The organism is Pseudorhodobacter sp. MZDSW-24AT (genome assembly GCF_002794355.1).
Lineage (GTDB): Bacteria > Pseudomonadota > Alphaproteobacteria > Rhodobacterales > Rhodobacteraceae > Pseudotabrizicola.
The window spans coordinates 385,650-404,443 of the sequence record NZ_PGOI01000007.1; the positions used below are offsets into that span (position 1 = coordinate 385,650).

15 protein-coding genes are annotated in these 18,794 nt (G+C 64.8%); 12 read left to right on the plus strand and 3 right to left on the minus strand.

The features are described from left to right. Positions 1-7: 7 nt before the first annotated feature. The gene (locus CUR21_RS07940; RefSeq protein ID WP_198431645.1) at positions 8-1,315 is read left to right on the plus strand and encodes a vanadium-dependent haloperoxidase; all 1,308 of its coding nucleotides are present in this window, start codon (positions 8-10) and stop codon (positions 1,313-1,315) included. Continuing rightward, positions 1,312-2,850: a CRTAC1 family protein gene (locus CUR21_RS07945; RefSeq protein WP_100196466.1), complete on the plus strand. Its 1,539-nt coding sequence runs from the start codon at positions 1,312-1,314 to the stop codon at positions 2,848-2,850. Before CUR21_RS07940 ends, CUR21_RS07945 begins: the two co-directional genes overlap by 4 nt. On the opposite strand, the gene CUR21_RS07950 is transcribed toward CUR21_RS07945, so the two are convergent. Next, the gene (locus CUR21_RS07950; protein ID WP_157791965.1) at positions 2,840-3,697 is read right to left on the minus strand and encodes a YihY/virulence factor BrkB family protein; all 858 of its coding nucleotides are present in this window, start codon (positions 3,695-3,697) and stop codon (positions 2,840-2,842) included. The genes CUR21_RS07945 and CUR21_RS07950 overlap by 11 nt on opposite strands. 124 nt (positions 3,698-3,821) lie before the next feature. On the opposite strand from CUR21_RS07950, the gene mgrA reads away from it, so the two are divergent. The 6 genes from mgrA to CUR21_RS07980 all read left to right on the plus strand — a co-directional run bounded on the left by mgrA (position 3,822) and on the right by CUR21_RS07980 (position 10,768). Then, complete coding sequence (mgrA, locus tag CUR21_RS07955; protein ID WP_100196468.1) at positions 3,822-4,850, plus strand: L-glyceraldehyde 3-phosphate reductase; 1,029 nt, start codon at positions 3,822-3,824, stop codon at positions 4,848-4,850. A gap of 89 nt (positions 4,851-4,939) precedes the next feature. After that, positions 4,940-5,779, plus strand: a complete 840-nt coding sequence (locus CUR21_RS07960; RefSeq protein ID WP_100196469.1) for a flagellar motor protein MotB — start codon at positions 4,940-4,942, stop codon at positions 5,777-5,779. 96 nt (positions 5,780-5,875) lie between these two features. Further along, positions 5,876-7,195 carry a flagellar hook protein FlgE gene (locus CUR21_RS07965; RefSeq protein WP_100196470.1) on the plus strand — a complete coding sequence of 440 codons (1,320 nt, stop codon included), beginning with the start codon at positions 5,876-5,878 and terminating at the stop codon, positions 7,193-7,195. A gap of 12 nt (positions 7,196-7,207) precedes the next feature. Continuing rightward, positions 7,208-8,665, plus strand: coding sequence for a flagellar hook-associated protein FlgK (gene flgK / locus CUR21_RS07970; RefSeq protein ID WP_100196471.1), 1,458 nt, complete (start codon positions 7,208-7,210; stop codon positions 8,663-8,665). A gap of 1 nt (position 8,666) precedes the next feature. After that, on the plus strand, positions 8,667-9,671 hold the full coding sequence (locus tag CUR21_RS07975) for a flagellar biosynthesis protein FlgL (RefSeq protein ID WP_100196472.1): 1,005 nt from the start codon (positions 8,667-8,669) through the stop codon (positions 9,669-9,671). After that, positions 9,668-10,768 (plus strand): flagellar basal body P-ring protein FlgI, encoded by a 1,101-nt coding sequence (locus CUR21_RS07980; RefSeq protein WP_100196473.1) that lies wholly within the window; start codon positions 9,668-9,670, stop codon positions 10,766-10,768. The genes CUR21_RS07975 and CUR21_RS07980 overlap by 4 nt, the downstream gene beginning before the upstream one ends. A gap of 83 nt (positions 10,769-10,851) precedes the next feature. On the opposite strand, the gene map is transcribed toward CUR21_RS07980, so the two are convergent. Continuing rightward, positions 10,852-11,661, minus strand: a complete 810-nt coding sequence (gene map, locus CUR21_RS07985; RefSeq protein WP_100196474.1) for a type I methionyl aminopeptidase — start codon at positions 11,659-11,661, stop codon at positions 10,852-10,854. 137 nt (positions 11,662-11,798) lie between these two features. Between map and CUR21_RS07990 the strand changes: the two genes are divergently transcribed. From CUR21_RS07990 to CUR21_RS19040, 3 genes are read left to right on the plus strand one after another with little or no spacing between them, the layout of a single operon-like run. After that, positions 11,799-12,518 (plus strand): molybdopterin-binding protein, encoded by a 720-nt coding sequence (locus CUR21_RS07990; RefSeq protein WP_100196475.1) that lies wholly within the window; start codon positions 11,799-11,801, stop codon positions 12,516-12,518. Further along, complete coding sequence (locus CUR21_RS07995; RefSeq protein ID WP_100196476.1) at positions 12,515-13,225, plus strand: N-acetyltransferase; 711 nt, start codon at positions 12,515-12,517, stop codon at positions 13,223-13,225. The genes CUR21_RS07990 and CUR21_RS07995 overlap by 4 nt, the downstream gene beginning before the upstream one ends. A gap of 21 nt (positions 13,226-13,246) precedes the next feature. Further along, the gene (locus CUR21_RS19040; RefSeq protein ID WP_304528565.1) at positions 13,247-14,233 is read left to right on the plus strand and encodes an OmpA family protein; all 987 of its coding nucleotides are present in this window, start codon (positions 13,247-13,249) and stop codon (positions 14,231-14,233) included. 16 nt (positions 14,234-14,249) lie between these two features. Here CUR21_RS19040 and CUR21_RS08005 read toward each other — a convergent pair whose 3' ends face one another. After that, positions 14,250-15,155, minus strand: coding sequence for a LysR family transcriptional regulator (locus tag CUR21_RS08005; protein WP_100196477.1), 906 nt, complete (start codon positions 15,153-15,155; stop codon positions 14,250-14,252). 290 nt (positions 15,156-15,445) lie between these two features. Between CUR21_RS08005 and CUR21_RS08010 the strand changes: the two genes are divergently transcribed. Then, on the plus strand, positions 15,446-18,790 hold the full coding sequence (locus CUR21_RS08010) for a DUF2126 domain-containing protein (RefSeq protein WP_100196478.1): 3,345 nt from the start codon (positions 15,446-15,448) through the stop codon (positions 18,788-18,790). Positions 18,791-18,794: the final 4 nt, after the last annotated feature.

The window sequence follows — 18,794 nt, forward strand, 5'->3', positions numbered from 1 at the left end:
GGCGCAGATGCAGCGGCGCAGGTTTCTGACTTTGGGGGGGGCGGCGATGGCCGCCGCCCTGATCCCTGCGCGGGCGATGGCCGCTTCTGATCCGGTGCCGGTGCTGACGAACTGGTACAAGCTGACGCTGCAACTGGTGCGGCACACGGCGACCTATTCGCCGCCCGTGGCCGCGCGGGCCTTTGGCTACTTGGGTGTCACTGCCTATGAGGCGGTGACGGCCTGCAATCCGGCGATGACCAGTCTGGCCGGGCAAGTGAACGGGCTGACGCCCCTGCCCCGCGCAGGGACAGGCGCGCATGACATGGCGGCGGTGTTGCAGGCGGCTTTGTCAGCGGCGGTGGCGCATTTCTTTGCCAACACGGGGCCTTCCGGGCAGCGCGCGCTGGCCACCATGACGCGCAAGCTGGATGCGCAGGTGGCCGAAGGCGTGGAGGCCGAGGTGCTGGCGCGCAGCCGTGATCTGGGTGCGGCGATTGCAGGGCATGTCTGCGCTTGGGCCGATGGCGACGGTGGCGCGGTGATTGCCAATATGGGCTTCCCCGAGGCCTATGTGCCGCCCGCCAGTCCGGCGGCTTGGGTGCCAACCTCGCTGGTGCGGCAGCAACAGGCGCCGCTGTTGCCCGATTGGGGGAAGGTGCGGACCTTTGCGATGCCGGCGGGCGATACCTGCGGCCTGCCGCCGCCGCCCGCCTATAGCGAAGATCCGGGTTCGGCGTTTTATGCCGAGGCGATGGAAGTTTACACGGTGTCAAAGGCGCTGACGCCCGAGCAGAACCTGATCGCGCGGTTCTGGTCGGATGATCCGATGCTGTCCTCGACCCCGCCGGGGCATTGGATTTTTGTGGCCAATGACCTGATCTCGCGCCGCGATCTGCCGCTTGAGGTCAGCGTCGACGTGATGGCGCGGCTGGGGGTGGCGATGGCGGATGCCTTCATCGGCTGCTGGCATGAAAAGACCGAATACAACCTGCTGCGCCCGATCACCTATATCCGGCGGGTGATCGACAAGAGTTGGACGCCCTTGCTCAACACCCCGCCCTTTCCGGAATATCCATCGGGCCATTCCACGGTGTCGGCGGCGGCGGCGACGGTGCTGACGGCGGCCTTGGGCGAGAATTATGCCTATGAGGATTTCACGCATGAGCGTGAAGGGCTGGAAGGGCGCGCCTATGGCAGTTTCTGGGAGGCGGCAGAAGAGGCCGGGATTTCAAGGCTGTATGGCGGTATCCATTTCCGCGCGGCGATTGAACAAGGGTTGGCACAGGGGCGCTGCATCGCGGCGCATACGGTGGCATTGAGGACTTTGGCATGAGGCTGATCTGGGTGGCGGCGCTGCTGGCGGGGCCAGTGGCGGGGCCTGTGGCGGCGCAAGAGGTGCCTCAATTTGTCGAGGAAACGGCGGCAGCGGGCTTGGCGCATCAGTTTTCCGGTGAATGGGAATATATGGTGGGCGGCGGCGTGGCGGCCTTTGATTGCAACGCCGATGCGCTGCCGGATCTGGCGCTTGCGGGGGGCACCGCGCCTGCGGCGTTGATGGTGAACCAAAGCACGGCGGGCGCGCTGGGCTTTGCCCCGGTGGACAGCGGGATCGAGATGGAGGGGGTGACGGGCGCCTATCCGATCGACATCGACAGCGACGGGATCACCGATCTGGTGCTGCTGCGCGTGGGCGAGAATGTGGTGATGCGCGGGCTTGGCGACTGCCGGTTCGAGCGCGCGAATGAGGCATGGGGCTTTGACGGGGGGGATGCGTGGTCCACCGCCTTTGCCGCGATGTGGGAAGAAGGCGCGGCTTGGCCGACGCTGGCCATCGGGAATTACATCAACCAACGCGAGGAAGCCTATCCTTGGGGGTCGTGCACCGCGAACTGGCTGCACCGCCCCGAAGGCACGGGCTTTGGCGCGCCGGTCGAGCTGAAGCCCAGCCATTGCGCGCTGTCGATGCTGTTCACCGATTGGAACGGGTCGGGGAAGAAAGCGCTGCGGGTGTCGAATGACCGCGAATATTACGAGGGCGGGCAGGAACAGATGTGGCATCTGGAGCCCGGCCAGCCGCCAAGGCTCTATACGCCGGACGAAGGCTGGAAGCGGCTGCGCATCTGGGGGATGGGCATTGCCAGCACCGATCTGGATGCCGATGGCTACCCCGAGTTTTATCTGACCAGCATGGCGGACAACAAGTTGCAGCGGCTGGTGACCCCCGGCCCCGACGCCCTGCCCGATTACACCGATATCGCATGGGCGCGCGGGGTAACGGCGCATCGGCCCTTTATGGGCGAGGATCTGCGGCCTTCGACCGGGTGGCATGCGCAATTTGCCGATGTGAACAATGACGCGCGGGCCGATCTGTTCGTGGCCAAGGGCAATGTCTGGGAAATGCCGGATTTCGCCATGGCCGACCCGAACAACCTGCTGCTGCAAGGCGCGGATGGCGTGTTTGTCGAAAGCGCAGACAAGGCGGGCGTGGCCAGCACGCAGGCGTCACGCGGGGGGGCGGTGGTGGACCTGAACGGCGACGGCGCGCTGGATCTGGTGGTGGTGAACCGCAACGGCCCCGTGCAGGTCTGGCGCAACACAGGGCCGGTCGGCAACTGGCTGGCGGTGGATCTGCGCCAGCCGGGGCCGAACCCCACCGGAATTGGTGCTTGGGTCGAGGTGCGGACCGGCGATCATCTGCAACGGCACGAGATCACCTCGGGCGGCGGGCATGTGAGCGGGATCTGGGGGCCGCAGCATTTCGGGCTGGGGGCGGCCACCGAGGCCGAAGTGCGGGTGATCTGGCCGGATGGGCGGGTGAGCGATTGGCAGCGCGTGGCTGCGAATGCGGTGGCGACGGTCACTCCCTGACCGGGGGTTGGGGCAGGTTGGCCTCGTCAAACTTGGCCTTGGTCAGCTCGGCATTCACCGCGCCGCCCAGAAGCACGGCCAGCACCCCGAGATAAAGCCACATCAGAAGCGCCACCACCGCCCCGATGGAGCCATAGATCCGGTTGTAGCTGTCGAAATTCGCCAGATAGGCCGAAAAGGCAAAGCTGACCGCCGACCAGGTGACTGCCGCAACCAGCACGCCGATCGAAACACGCGGCCGCCCCGCGCCAGAGGGCAGATTGGGGCCGAAGTGATAGAGGATCGACAGGCAGCTGAGCACCAGAACGAACATGGCAATCCAAGGCAGAACGCCCAGAAACCATTCCTCGGCCGGGCCAAGATCGATGAATTGCAGGATCAGCGGCACCAGCACGATGGTGGCAAGGCCGACAATGATGGCGAAGATCAGCGCAAGCGTCAGCGCGATATCGACCACCCATCCCCAGATCCAGCCGCGCGGCGTGGCGCGGTTGACGACATCCAGCCCGGTGATCAAGGCCGAGACCCCGGCCCGCGCCGAATACAGCGCGATCATCAGCGAAACAAAGGTGGCCCAGCCCAAGGTGGCGCGCGGCGTGGCCAAAAGGCCCATCACCTGATCGTGGACCAGCAGTGCGGCATCGGCAGGCAGGAATTGCTCGCCCACCTCGAGATAGTCTTCAATCACCTTGGGGTCGGCCATCAGGCTCCAGATGGCGACGCTGGCGGCAAGGCCGGGAAAGACGGCGAACATGGCATAAAAGGCCACGCCAGCCGCGATCAGGCCAAAGTGGCCATCATTGATGCGCCCCCAGACTGCGCCGAAAAAGTGAAGAACTGAATGCACCTGAAGCCTCATACGCGCGTTTTGTCCGGATCGCCCCCTGCGCAGGTCGCACAGCCAAGCGCTGGGTGCAACTTGCACCGCCCGCCGTTCCGATGGAAAGGTAGCGCGAACAGGAGGATCGCCCATGTCTTATACCGCCCATCCCGACCGTTATTCGCGCATGACCTATCGGCGCTGCGGCGTCTCGGGGTTGAAGCTGCCTGCCATCAGCCTTGGGCTGTGGCACAATTTCGGCCATGACACGCCGCATCAGACCAAGCGCGAGATTTGCCGCACGGCGTTTGACCATGGCATCACCCATTTCGATCTGGCCAACAATTACGGCCCGCCCCCCGGCAGCGCCGAAGAGGCCTTTGGCGAGATTCTGCGGACGGATTTTGCCGGGCACCGTGATGAGCTGATCATCAGCTCGAAAGCCGGGTATTTGATGTGGCAAGGGCCTTATGGCGAATGGGGGAGCCGCAAGAGCCTGATCGCGTCTTGCGACCAGAGCCTGAAGCGGATGGGTCTGGACTATGTCGATATTTTCTATTCGCACCGCTTTGACCCCAACACGCCCTTGGAGGAAACCATGGGCGCGCTGGACCAGATCGTGCGTTCGGGGCGGGCGCTTTATGTGGGGATTTCCAGCTATTCCAGCGCCAAGACCCGTGAGGCGGCGGCAATTCTGAAAGATCTTGGCACGCCTTGTGTGATTCATCAGCCCAGCTACAACATCTTGAACCGCTGGGTGGAGAAGGATGGCCTGCGGGAGACTTTGGCAGAGTTGGGAATCGGGTCCATCGCCTTTACGCCGCTGGCGCAGGGGATTTTGACCAAGAAGTATCTCGGCGGCATCCCCGACAGCAGCCGCGCCGCGCAAGGCAAGAGCCTGAACCCCGCCACCATCACCCCGCGCGCGATTGAAAGCGTGAAGGCTTTGGATGCCATCGCGCAGGCGCGCGGGCAAACCTTGGCGCAAATGGCGATTGCTTGGGTGCTGCGCGAGGAGAAGATCACCACGGCGCTGATCGGGGCCTCGAAACCCGAGCAGGTGGTCGATTGCGTGGGCGCCATTGGCAATTTGGCGTTTTCGCCGGAAGAACTGGCCGAGATCGACCGGGTTTCGGCCGAAGAAGACATCAACCTGTGGGCGCGCTCTTCCGCCGAGTAAGCGCCGGAAATGCCTAAAACACCCGTCTTTAAGCCCCGGTTTACCGCGCGCAGGTAAACCGGGAGACGGGTGTGAAACATGGGTGTGTGATGGCAGGGCAATCAAATGCCGCGCCAGTCATCATCAAACGGAAGAAAAAGATCACGGGCGGTGGGCACCACGGGGGGGCGTGGAAGGTTGCCTATGCCGATTTCGTGACGGCCATGATGGCCTTCTTCATGCTGATGTGGCTGCTGAACGCGACAACGGAACAACAACGCAAGGGGATTTCGGATTATTTCAGCCCGACCATCCCGATCAACCGCGTCTCGGGCGGCGGCGATGGCGCCTTTGGCGGCGATTCGGTGATGTCGGAAAACACCTTGGCGCAGAACGGCACCGGGGCTTCGGCCACGCGCCCCACCGCCGAGCGGCAGGCGCGGGGCGATTCCCAGACGGAAGACGCCACCTCGGCCCAAGAAGAAGAGCGCTTGGCCGAGGTGCAAAAGGCGCTGTTGGCGCGCAGCGGGGAAAGCATGACGATGGAGCGTCTGCTGCGCCATGTGGTGACACGGGTCACCGATGAGGGGCTGGTGATCGAGCTTTTCGATCTGGAAGAGGCCCCGCTGTTCCAAGGCGAGACGGCGCGGCCCAGTCAGACCTTGCAGGATCTGGCCACGGTGCTGGCCGATGTGCTGCAGGCCACGCGCAACGATCTGGCCATCGGCGGGCATGTGCGGAGCTACCCCTTGATCCGAAAAGACAATCCGGTTTGGCCCTTGTCGGCGGACCGGGCGCAGAGGGCGCGTGACCTGCTGCGGAGCAAGGGCCTGCCCGACAGCCGCTTTGCCCGCGTGACGGGCTTTGCCGATCGCAAACCGCTGACGCCGGACCCGGCGGTGATCCGCAACAACCGGGTGGAGGTGATCCTGCTGCGCCGCGACCGCTAGGGGCTGTGTCAAATTGTCGGAATTAGCGGGCTGTTAATCGGGATGCGGCAGGCTGCACGGCACATAGAGGCATCGACCTGTAGAAAGGCGGCATTGATGACCATTTCCTCCTCGCTGAACGCGGGTGTGGCAGGCCTGAACGCAAATGCGACGAAGCTCGCCACCATTTCCGACAACATCGCCAACGCATCCACTTATGGCTACAAGCGGGCGGCCACTGATTTTGAAAGCATGGTGATCGGCAATTCCCGCGGCGCGGGAAAGTATTCGGCCGGGGGCGTGCGCGCCTCAAGCTCACGGTTGATCGATGAACGCGGCGCGATCGTTGGCACCGCGAATGCTTTGGATCTGGCGGTGTCGGGGCGTGGCATGTTGCCGGTGATTCCTTCCGTCAAGCTGTCGGATGGCGGGCTTGGCACGCAGCCCATCATGATGACGACGACCGGCTCTTTCCGGATAGATGCCGATGGCGTGGTGAAGACGGATTCGGGACTTGTGCTGTTGGGCTGGCCCGCCAATATCAGCGGCGACATCCCGATCCGGCCTCGGGACTCGGCCTCGGGGCTGGAGGCTGTGGTGATCCGTGCCAACCAGACTGCCGCCGATCCGACGACGCGGATCGGTCTGGGGATCAACCTGCCGGCAAGCGACACGGCAGTGGGGGCCTCGGGCGCGCCGATCCCGCTGTCGGTGCAATATTACAGCAACCTTGGCACCACGGAAACACTGACGCTCGATTTCACGCCGGGCGTGCCAGTGGCCCCGGCCACCTCGGCCACGAACAGCTGGACGATGGTGATCCGCGACAGCGCGTCGAACGGGGCGGTCGTCGGGGAATATGAGCTGACATTTGATGACACGCGCGGGGCGGGCGGCACCTTGGCCAGCGTCACCACCACCAGCGGAGGCGCCTATAGTGCCGCCGCCGGCACCATCGCGCTGTCCGTGGCAGGCGGGCCCATCGCCCTGTCGCTCGGGCGGCCCGGGCAGGCCGGCGGCGTCACCCAGCTGGCTGACAGTTTCCTGCCCACCGCCATCACCCGCGACGGCTCGCCCACCGGCAATCTGACAGCGGTTGAAGTCGACGAAAACGGCTATGTCAACGCCACCTATGACACCGGCTTTGTCCGGCGGCTTTACCAGATCCCTTTGGTCGATGTGCCCAATGTCAACGGGTTGACGGCTCTGGGCAACCAGACCTTTGAAGTCTCGCCCGACTCCGGCAGCTTTCTTTTGTGGGACGCCGGCGACGGGCCGACGGGAAGTGTGATGGGCTTCGCGCGCGAAGGCTCTGCCACCGATGTCGCGGCGGAACTGACCGCGCTGATCACCACCCAGCGCGCCTATTCGTCGAATGCAAAGGTGATCCAGACCGTCGATGAAATGCTGCAGGAAACCACCAACATCAAACGCTGAGGAGGGTGAAGGATGAGTATTTCCGGGGCTCTGTCTTCGGCCTTTTCCGGTCTGACCGCCACATCACGTCTGGCAGAAGCGACGGCGGCCAATGTTTCAAACGCCTTGACCGAAGGTTTTGCCCGGCGCGAGGTGCAGCTGGCCTCGCGCAGCCTTGGGAAAACGGGGGTGGGCGTGGCCATCACCGGTGTCACCCGGCAGGTCGACGCGCTCTTGCTGCAGGATCTGCGGTTGGCCTCGTCGCATCAGGGCGGGCGCGCCCTGTTCTCAGAGGCGCTCACCCGGGTTGAGACGGCCCTCGGCACGGCCGATCAATCCGGATCTTTGGCCGCCCGCATCGCACGGCTGGAAAGCACGGTCATCGAAGCGGCCGCCCGCCCCGAGGCGGAAGCGCGCCTGACCGCCGTGCTGGAGGCCGCCCGCAGCCTGACCGAAGGGCTGGCCCAGATCTCGACGGTGATCGCGACCGAACGCCAGACGGCCGACCGCCAGATCGCGGCGGAGGTGAAGCGGCTCAACGACTCGCTGGCGGGCGTGGCCGAGCTGAACCAGCGGATTCGGGCCTTTGCCGCCGCCGGGCGCGACACCACCGCCCTGCTGGATCAGCGGCAAACTCTGGTCGACGTGATCGCACAGGCCGTCCCCGTGCGGGAGATCAGCCGGGGGAATGATCAGATCGCGCTTTACACCAGCGCGGGCACTCTTTTGCTGGATGGCGAACCGGCACAGTTCGGCTTCACGGCCACCGGCATGATCACCCCCGATATGACCCTCGCGGCGGGCAGTCTGTCGGGCCTGTCGGTGAACGGCCAGCCGCTGCGCACCGCGCCTTCCGGGGGGCGCCTTGGCGAAGGACGGCTCGCGGCATTGTTCGCGCTGCGCGACGAAACCGCACCCGAAGCGCAGGCCAATCTGGATGCCCTCGCGCGCGACCTGATGGAACGGGTCAGCGCGCCCGCCGTCGATCCGACCCGCGCCCCCGGGGCACCGGGACTGTTCACTGATGCCGGCGCCGCTTTCGACCCGCTGACAGAGCCGGGTCTGGCAGGGCGCCTTGCCCTGAACGCGGCGGCAGACCCGGACCAAGGCGGCGCGCTCTGGCGCTTACGCGACGGGCTCGGCGCGACGACGCCCGGGCCTGCCGGCTTTGCCGGGCGGCTGACCGCACTGGCCGAGGCACTGGCCGCGCCCCGGGCGCAAGCCTCGGGCACGCTTTCCCCCGGATTGCGTAGCCTGTCGGCCTTGGCCGCGGAGATCGGGTCCGCTCAATCGGCCGCGCGGCTCGGCGCCGAGGCGGAAACGGCCTTTGCCGCCGCCCGCAGCGACACTCTACGCAGTGCTTTTCTGCAAGGCGGGGTGGATACCGACCAAGAGATGCAGAATCTTCTGCTGATCGAACAGGCCTATGCTGCGAATGCCAAGGTGTTCAAAACAGCTGACGACATGATCCAGACCTTGCTGGGGATATAGCATGACCATGGTTTCCTTAGGCGATCTGGCACAATCCTTCTTGCTGAAATCGCAAGCCACCCGCCTTAAACGCGACGCAGACAGGATCACGGGCGCGCTGGCTTCAGGCCGGGTCGCCGATGTGGGCGCGGCTTTGTCGGGCGATCTCTCTCGGCTCACCGCAGACTCCCGCGCCCGCGCAGTCACCGCAGGCTATCAATCGGCTGCGCGTGAGGCCGCCGCGCAGGCGCGGGCCACACAAGCCGCGCTGGATCTGGTCGGGGGTGCGGCACAGGCCCTCGTATCCCCCCTGCTCAGGGCGTCCCAGTTGAACCTGGCCGATCAGGTCGCCCTCGCCGGAGAGGAGGCGCGCGGCCGGCTACAAACGGCGCTGGCCGCACTGAACACGGCATCCGGCGGGCGGTCGCTCTTTGCCGGTCAAGCGATCAACCGCCCCGCCGTGGCAGAGTCCGGCGTGCTTCTGGCGGCGCTGCGGGCCGAGCTGGCCGGGGCAACGACGGCCGATGCGGCGATGGCGCGGCTCTCGGCCTGGTTCGACGCCCCCACAGGATTTGCAGCCATGGCGTATCAGGGCGGCATTGCGCTAGAGGATGTGGCGGTCTCGGCGACAGACCGGGTTTGGCTGGGCGTCACCGCGGCCGACCCGGCGCTGCGCGCTGTTCTCAAAGGTCTGACCGCAGCCGCCTTGATCGAAGACCCTGCCCTGCCCTTGCCCTTGGACGAATCAAAAACCTTGGCACGCCTCGCGGCCGAGGCGCTGCTGACAGGAGGAGAGCGGGTAACCGATCTCGCGGCCCGTCTCGGGATCAGCGAAGAACGGATCGACGCGGCGCAAAGCCGCAACGCAGCAGATCTCTTGACCCTTGAACTGGCACAAGCAGAGGCGATCCGAAGCGACCCGGAACGGCTCGCGGTCGAGTTGGAAGCCGTGCAGACCAGTCTTGAAACGGTATTTGCCATCACGGCCCGGCTGTCGCGGCTGAATTTAACGGATTTCCTGCGATGATGGCGCGGCTGGTTTTGCTGCTGTCACTGCTGCTCTGCCCCCCGGCGCTTGCAGATGCGGTGCGACTCAAGGATCTGGTGGAATTCGACGGAGTCCGCGGCAACGATCTGGTGGGCTATGGGCTTGTCGTGGGCCTGAACGGCACTGGCGATGGCATCCGCAACGCACCTTTCACCGAAGAGATCATGTCGAATCTGCTGGAACGGCTGGGCGTGAACGTGGCCGGAGAGGCTTATCGGCCCCGCAATGTGGCAGCCGTGTTCGTGACCGCCAGCCTGCCCCCTTTTGCCCGCGCCGGGGGGCGCATCGATGTGACCGTTTCGGCAATCGGCGATTCGCAAAGTCTTTTGGGCGGCACGCTGGTGATGACGCCGCTGAACGGCGCGGACGGGCAGATCTATGCCGTTGCGCAAGGCACGATCATTGCCGGTGGGATCGAGGCTGAAGGTCAGGCGGCACGGGTGGTGCAGGGGGTCCCCACCGCCGGGGTGATCCCGTCCGGCGCGCGGGTGGAGCGTGAGATTGACTTTGATTTCACCACTTTGCAATCCGTGCGTCTGGCCTTGCGCAACCCCGATTTCAGCACCGCCACGCGGATCGAATCTGTGCTGAACCGAGAATTTGGCCGACGGATCGCTTTGATGCTGGATGCCGGAACGGTCGAACTGGATGTGGCAGCCGCAGGCATGCGCTCTCCCGCCCATGTGATCGGTCGCATCGAGAATCTGACCCTCTCCCCCGAAACGCGTGCGCGGGTGGTGGTGGATCAGCGGTCAGGCACCATTGTCATCGGGCAGGACGTGCGGATCAGCCGGGTCGCGGTGGCGCAAGGCAACCTGACCTTGCGAATTGAGGAGGCGCCTTTGGTGGTGCAGCCCAATCCCTTTGCCGAAGGCGAAACTGTGGTGGTGCCGCGCACCAACGCCAACATCAATCGCGATCCGGGGACCGGGCTGGCCGAAGTCTCAGGCGGGACGTCGCTTTCCGAGCTCGTCGCCGGGCTGAATGCCTTGGGGGTCGCACCGCATGACATGATCGACATTCTCAAAAGCATCAAGGCCGCGGGCGCGCTCCATGCGGATTTCGTGGTGAACTGACGATGTGGCCGCGGAGATCCTGCCAAGTTCTTGTGACATTGCGCGCCGTTGGGCGCTGGCTGTCCCGACACATCGGCCTGCGGTTAACCCCAAGTGGGATGAAAGCGACCGGCGGGCGAAAGCGTGAAGATCTCACATCCAGTCGCGGTGACGCCCACCGAATGCTCGAACTGCGCCGAGAGCGATTTGTCGCGGGTCACCGCTGTCCAGTCATCGGCGAGGACCTTGGTTTCCGGACGGCCAAGGTTCACCATCGGCTCGATGGTGAAAATCATGCCTTCCTCAAGAACGGGGCCGCTTCCGGCGCGGCCATAGTGCAGCACATTCGGGGGCGCGTGAAACACACGGCCCAGCCCGTGGCCACAAAAATCCCGCACCACCGACATGCGCTGCGCCTCGACATAGCTTTGGATCGCGTGGCCGATGTCGCCGAAGGTGTTGCCCGGGCGCACGGCCGCGATGCCGCGCATCAGCCCTTCGTGGGTGACATCGATCAGGCGTTCGGCCTTGCGCGACAGGTTTCCGGCCACATACATCCGACTGGTGTCGCCAAACCAGCCATCCACGATCACCGTTACATCGATGTTGAGGATATCGCCATCCGCGAGCACCTTGGCCCCCGGAATGCCATGGCAGACCACATGGTTGACCGAGATGCAGGAGGCGTGCTGATAGCCTTTGTACCCAATGGTGGCCGAGGTGACGCCGCGGCGGACGATCTCTTCCCGGATGAAATCGTCGAGTTGGGCTGTGGTGGCCCCTGGCGTGACCAGCGGCGCCACCGCATCCAGAATCTCGGCCGCGACCCGCCCGGCGGCGCGCATGCCAGCAAAATCCGCCTCTTGATAGATGCGAATTCCATCTTTGGTGACGCGTCCCAGGGTGTCATTCATAGCAGATATCCTTTGTCTGTTGCCTGAATAGGCAAAACGGCCCCGCTTGACCAGAGGGGCGCAAGAACGCACAGCGCGGATTGAAAGCCTGCGGGGGCGGGCTATACCCGGGCTTGGCACAGAACAGGAGCGCGACAATGGCAAATCCAACAGCGGCAATGCTGGTGATCGGGGATGAAATCCTGTCAGGGCGGACCCGGGATTCGAACATGCATTACCTTGCGGGCGAACTGACGCGGCACGGCATCCGTCTCTTGGAAGCGCGGGTGGTGGCGGATGAGGCCCCGGCGATCATCGCGGCGGTCAACGCCTTGCGGGCGACTTATGACCATGTGTTCACCAGCGGCGGCATCGGTCCCACGCATGATGACATCACCGCCGAGGCCATTGCGGCGGCTTTTGAGGTGGGGATCAGCCAGCGGCCCGATGCCTTGGCGCTTTTGGCGGCGCATTACGAACGGGCGGGGCTGGAGTTCAACGCGGCGCGGCGGCAGATGGCACGCATCCCTGATGGTGCCATGTTGATCGACAACCCGGTGAGCACAGCGCCGGGCTTCACCCTTGGCAATGTGCATGTGATGGCGGGGGTGCCCAATATCTTTCAGGCCATGGTCGCCAGCGTGATGCCGACCCTGACCGGGGGCGCGCCGCTGCTCAGCCAATCCTTGCGGGTGAACCGGGGCGAAGGCGAGGTGGCGGGGCCTTTTGGCGCCTTGGCGGCGGAATACCCCGAGCTGAGCATGGGCTCCTACCCCTTTTTGCAAAATGGCGCCCATGGCACCAATCTGGTCATCCGCGGCACGGATGCGGCGCAGATCGACGCGGCGATGACGCGGCTGGCGGCGCTGTTCGGATGACACCAGAGGCGCTGGCCGAGGCGATGGAACAGACCTGGCCGCCGGCGCGCAGCTTTGAAGCGGGGCCTTGGTGCCTGCGCGATGGGCAAGGCGGTGGCAAGCGGGTTTCGGCGGCCACGGCCCGGCCGGGTTGGCGCGATGAGGACATCCCCGCGGCCGAAGCCGCCATGGCCGCGATGGGTCAGCCGCCGCTGTTCTGCATAAGGGCAGGGGACGATCTGCTGGATCAGGCCTTGCAAGCGCGCGGCTACCGGGTGGTGGACCCGGTGCTTGCCTATGGCGCAGCTTGCGCCGATCTGGCTTTGCCGCCGGCCCCGCCGATGGCGGCCTTCGCGCATTGGCCGCCCTTGGCGATCTGTGCCGAAATCTGGGAGGAGGGCGGCATCAGCCCGGCGCGTCTGGCGGTGATGCAGCGCGCCACAGGCCCGAAATGCGCGGTGCTGGGGCGCGTCGCCGACCGCCCAGCGGGGGTGGCCTTTGTGGCGATCCACCAAGACATCGCGCTGCTGCACGCTTTGGAGGTGCGGCCCCAGATGCGTCGGCAGGGTTCCGCGCACAACATCTTGCGGGCGGCAGCGGGTTGGGCGCAACAGAACGGCGCAACACAGCTTTGTCTTGCGGTCACGGTGGCCAACACCGGCGCGCGCAAGCTCTATGCTTCCCTCAACATGCAAATTGTGGGAGAGTATCACTATCGGCAGAGATAAGCCCAAAGAGGCATGCGGCAGGTGACCCAGAGCAGAACGATCCTTTGCGCCATGCTTGCGCTGACGTGGACGGCTTCGCCAGCGCTGTCTCTTGCGCTGGAAATGCCGTTTGATGCGGTGCCAAGCGCGGACAAGGCCGAAAGCCTAACCTCTTATGCGCTTCCGGTGGGCGCCTATGCCAATGGCGCGGTGCCAAGCCGGATGATCGAAGGACCGCTGATCGAGACCGCTTGGCGCATCGATGCCCCGGGCGTCACGACGCTGGAACTGCTGCAACCGCTGCGCCAGCAAGTGCTGGATGCGGGTTTCACGCCGGTTTTTGAATGCGAGGCGGCGCGCTGCGGCGGCTTTGACTTTCGCTACGGCACCCGCATCCTGCCGGAACCGGAAATGCATGTCGATCTGGGGGATTACCGCTATTTCGCGGCTGAGCGCGGGACAGAGGTGGTGAGCCTGATCGTGAGCCGGACGGCAGCCGCGGGTTTCGTGCAGGTGATCCATGTGGGAGGCGCGGCGCGGACGGTGCCGCTGCTGAGCGCCTCGACCATGGCGCGCCCGGCGGTGGCGGCCCCGCCGCCGCAAACAACCGCGCCAGCGCCCATGTCGGCCCCTGCGACGGCGGAACCGCTGGGCGCGCGCTTGCTGCGGGGCGGCGCGGTGGCGCTGGAGGACTTGGTCTTTGCCTCGGGCGCGGCGGCGCTGGCGGCGGGAGAGTATGGCTCGTTGCGCGATCTGGCCGCGTGGCTGCGCGAAAATCCCGGAATGACGGTGGCCTTGGTGGGGCACACCGATGCATCGGGCGGGCTGGAGGGGAACATCGCCCTGTCGCGCAAACGCGCCGATGCAGTGCGGCAATATCTGATCGGGCAGGAAGGCATTCCGGCGGCACAGGTGGAGGCGCAGGGGGTGGGCTATTTGTCACCGCGCGCCAGCAATCTGGATGAGGCGGGGCGCGAGAAAAACAGACGGGTCGAGGTCATGGTGACCTCGACCCAAGTTGCACCCTGAGGACGGCGGGCGGGGATTACCAGGCGTCGGGGCCTTTGTCGGCATAACGCCGGGCCAGAAAATCGATGAAAGCCCGCACCTTGGGCTGGGTAAAGCGGCCCGGCGGGTAAACGGCATAAATGCCCAGCACTTCCGTGGGCAAGCCGGGCAGCGCCTCTTCCACCAGACCCTGTTTCATCGCATCGGCATAAAGGAAGCTGGGGAGATACGCGATTCCGAGGCCGGAAATGGCGGCGTTGAGCAAGGACTGCCCGTCATTCACCGTCAGCCATCCGGCGGTGCGCACCTGCCGTTTTTCCCCCGAGGGCGCGGTGATCTTCCACACATTGCCATTGGCTTGGTTGGAATAGTGCAGGAGCTTGTGTTCGTTCAGGTCATCAATCTTGAGAGGCCGCCCATAGCGCTGAAAATAGCTGGGGGATGCGATCATCCGCTTGGTGGTGTCGGTGAGTTTGCGGGCGCGCAAGGAGCTGTCTTCGAGATCCCCCACGCGAATGGCCATATCAAAGCCTTCGCTGATCAGTTCGACATAGCGGTTGTTCAGCACCATGTTCACGGTGATGTCGGGATATTCGAGCAGGAAGTCACCGAGAATCGGGGAAAGCAGGTTCACGCCAAAATCCGTGGCAACGGAAATGCGCAAGAGCCCGGACGGCGCCGATTGCATCGAGGTGACAAGGGCATCGGCCTCGCCCGCGTCATTCAGCACCCGGCGGGCGCGATCATAGTAAGCAAGGCCGATTTCGGTGGGCGAGACGCGGCGCGTGGTCCGGTTCAGAAGACGCGCCCCCAAGCGCGCTTCAAGGGCCGAGACATGCTTGGAGACGGCAGATTTTGAAATACCCATCTTCTTGGCAGCGTCGGTGAAGCCGCCTTGGTCTACGACCGTGGCGAAAGCTTCCATTTCAGTCAGTCGATCCATCACTTTTCCCCAGCAGGCAGCTATACGGGTTATTTATCTGTATTGATCCTGAAATCGGGCAGGAACGCGGCACTCCTGCGTTCTATCCGGGGAATTCCGGCGGATCGTTTAGAAAAGAGAAACGTGAGCAGCGGGCGTTTGTTCCCGATTTGCTTAAAGATTGCACAGTGTTAACCTAGTGGCGTGGGTTTTGGGCGACATTGTGGCAACAATCGTGCAATACAGGTCTGGGACCAGACCCGTGCGGCGCCTGATGTTATTCAGGGCCAGACCTTACGAGAAGTAAAAGCATGTCGATCAAGGCCGCGATTCACCACCTGACGCATTACAAATACGACCGGCCCGTGGTGCTGGGGCCGCAGGTCATCCGCTTGCGCCCTGCCCCACACAGCCGCACGCGGGTGATTTCGCATGCGCTCAAGGTCAGTCCCGGCGGGCATTTCGTGAACCATCAGCAGGACCCGTTCGGCAACTGGCTGGCGCGGTTCGTGTTTCCTGAACCCGTGACCGAGTTCAAGATCGAGGTCGATCTTGTGGCCGACATGACGGTCTATAACCCGTTCGATTTCTTTGTAGAGGAATCGGCAGAGCATTGGCCGTTCGAATATCCAGTGGATCTGGTCGAGGATCTGGAGATCTATCGCCGCAAGGACCCGGCGGGTCCGCTGTTGCAGGCGTTTCTGGAAACAGTACCCAAAGACCGGGTGCGCAGCGTGGATTTCGTGGTGAACCTGAACGCGCAGGTGGCAAATACGCTGCGCTACACCATTCGGATGGAGCCGGGGGTGCAGACGCCCGAGGAAACACTGGGGGTGCAAAGCGGGTCGTGCCGGGATTCCAGCTGGCTGTTGGTGCAGGCGCTGCGGCACTTCGGCTTCGCGGCGCGGTTTGTGTCGGGCTATCTGATCCAGCTGAAACCGGATCTGAAGGCGCTGGACGGGCCTTCGGGCACCGAGGTGGATTTCACAGATTTGCATGCGTGGTGCGAGGTCTATCTGCCGGGCGCGGGCTGGGTGGGGCTTGATCCGACCAGTGGGCTGCTGGCGGGGGAGAGCCATATTCCGCTGGCCGCCACCCCGCATTACCGCAATGCGGCGCCGATTTCGGGCATGGCGAGCTTTGCCGAGGTGGATTTCGCCTTTGACATGACGGTGGCGCGGGTGGCGGAGCATCCGCGGATCACCAAGCCGTTCAGCGATGCCGCATGGGATGAGTTGAACGCGCTGGGGCAGAAGGTGGATGCCGCGCTGGAGGCGGGCGATGTGCGGCTGACCATGGGCGGTGAGCCAACCTTTGTGTCCATCGACGACTTTGAGGCGGATGAGTGGAACACCGCTGCCGTGGGGCCGACGAAGCGGGTGCTGGCCGACAGGCTGATCCGCCGCTTGCGCGACCGTTTCGCGCCGGGGGGGTTTTTGCATTATGGGCAGGGCAAGTGGTATCCGGGCGAGACGCTGCCGCGTTGGACGTTCTCGCTCTATTGGCGGGCCGACGGGCATCCGATCTGGCAGGACCCAAGTCTGATTGCCGAAGAAGGGGCCAAGACCGGCGCCACGACCGAGGATGCCGAACGTCTGTTGCAGCAGATGGCGCAGGATCTGGCGCTGGAGCCGGAGTGCATTTTGCCCGCCTATGAAGACCCGGCGCAGTGGCTGGTGAAAGAGGCCAACCTGCCCGACAATGTGACGCCCGCCAATTCCAAGCTGAAAGACCCGGAAGAGCGGCATCGTCTGGCCACCGTGTTCAATCGCGGGCTGACCCATCCTTCGGGCTTTGTCCTGCCGGTGCAAAGCTGGCAAAGCCGCGCGTCGGGGCGGAAGTGGCGCACGGAAAAGTGGCGGCTGCGGCGGGGGCATATGTTCCTTGTGCCCGGGGACAGCCCGGTGGGCTATCGCTTGCCGCTGGAAAGCCTGCCATGGCTGCCTGCGTCGCAATATCCCTATATCAACCCGGTGGACCCGACAGTGGAGCGCCCGCCCCTGCCGGTGCCGGAAGCAGGGCCTTTGAGCCCGGAGGTGACGGAGTCGCGCCCCCAAGGGTCGGCCAGTTTCACGGCCAGCGGGGCGCAGGGCGCGCAGGTGGAACAGGGCTCGCCCGTGTTCGAGGTGGATGGCCATATCCGCACCGCCCTGTCGGTGGAACCGCGCGATGGGCGGCTGTGCGTGTTCATGCCGCCGGTGGTGTCGGTGGAGGATTACCTTGATCTGGTGCGCGCGGCAGAGGATGCCGCCCGGAAACTGGGGTTGCAGGTGCATATCGAAGGCTATGCGCCGCCGCATGACCCGCGCCTGAACGTGATCCGCGTGGCCCCCGATCCGGGGGTGATCGAGGTGAACGTGCATCCGGCGCAGAATTGGCAGGACTGCGTGGATATCACGAGCGCGGTCTATGAGGAGGCGCGCTTGTGCCGCCTTGGGGCCGACAAGTTCATGATCGACGGCACGCACGCCGGCACGGGGGGCGGCAACCATGTGGTGGTTGGCGGCGCGACCCCGAATGACAGCCCCTTCCTGCGGCGGCCAGACCTTTTGCGCAGTCTGATTTTGCATTGGAACCGGCACCCGTCGCTGTCTTACCTGTTTTCGGGGCTGTTCATCGGGCCAACCTCGCAAGCGCCCCGGATCGATGAGGCGCGGCATGATGCGCTGTATGAGATGGAGATCGCGCTGGCGCAGATCCCGGCCCCCGGCGAAGGCACCCCGCCGATGCCATGGCTGGTGGACCGGTTGCTGCGCAACATGCTGACCGATGTGACGGGCAACACCCACCGGGCCGAGATCTGCATCGACAAGCTGTATTCCCCCGACGGGCCGACGGGGCGGTTGGGCTTGGTGGAGTTCCGCGGGTTCGAGATGCCGCCGGATGCGCGGATGAGCCTGTCGCAGCAATTGCTGATCCGGGCGCTGATCGCGCGATTCTGGGCCAACCCGGCCAAGGGCGAGTTGACGCGCTGGGGCACGGCTTTGCATGACCGTTTCATGCTGCCGCATCACGTCTGGCAGGATTTCCGCGATGTGCTGGCCGATCTGGCGCAGCACGGCTTCCCCTTGCGCGAGGAGTGGTTCGAGGCACAGGCCGAGTTCCGGTTCCCGTTCTGCGGTGAGGTGGCCTATGAGGGCGTGCATCTGGAGCTGCGTCAGGCGCTGGAGCCGTGGCATGTGCTGGGCGAGACGGGGGCGATTGGCGGCACGGTGCGCTATACCGACAGTTCCACCGAACGCTTGCAGGTGAAGCTGACAGCCGCCGATCCGTCGCGCTATCAGGTGCTGTGCAACGGGCGCGTTGCGCCGCTGACGGCGGTGGGCGGCGGTGAGGCGGTGGCGGGCGTGCGCTACAAGGCGTGGCAGCCGTCTTCGGCGATGCACCCGGTGTTGCCGGTGGATGCGCCGCTGACCTTTGACATTTTCGACACATGGTCGGGGCGGCCCTTGGGCGGCTGTGTGTATCATGTGGCCCATCCGGGCGGGCGGAATTACGACACCTTCCCGGTGAACGGCAACGAGGCCGAGGCGCGGCGGCTGGCGCGGTTTGAACCCAACGGACACCGTCCGGGGCATATGATGCGGCCCATGGCCGAACGCCCGCACCGGGAGTTTCCGCTGACGCTTGACCTGCGGCGGCCCATCGGGCTCTAGTCCC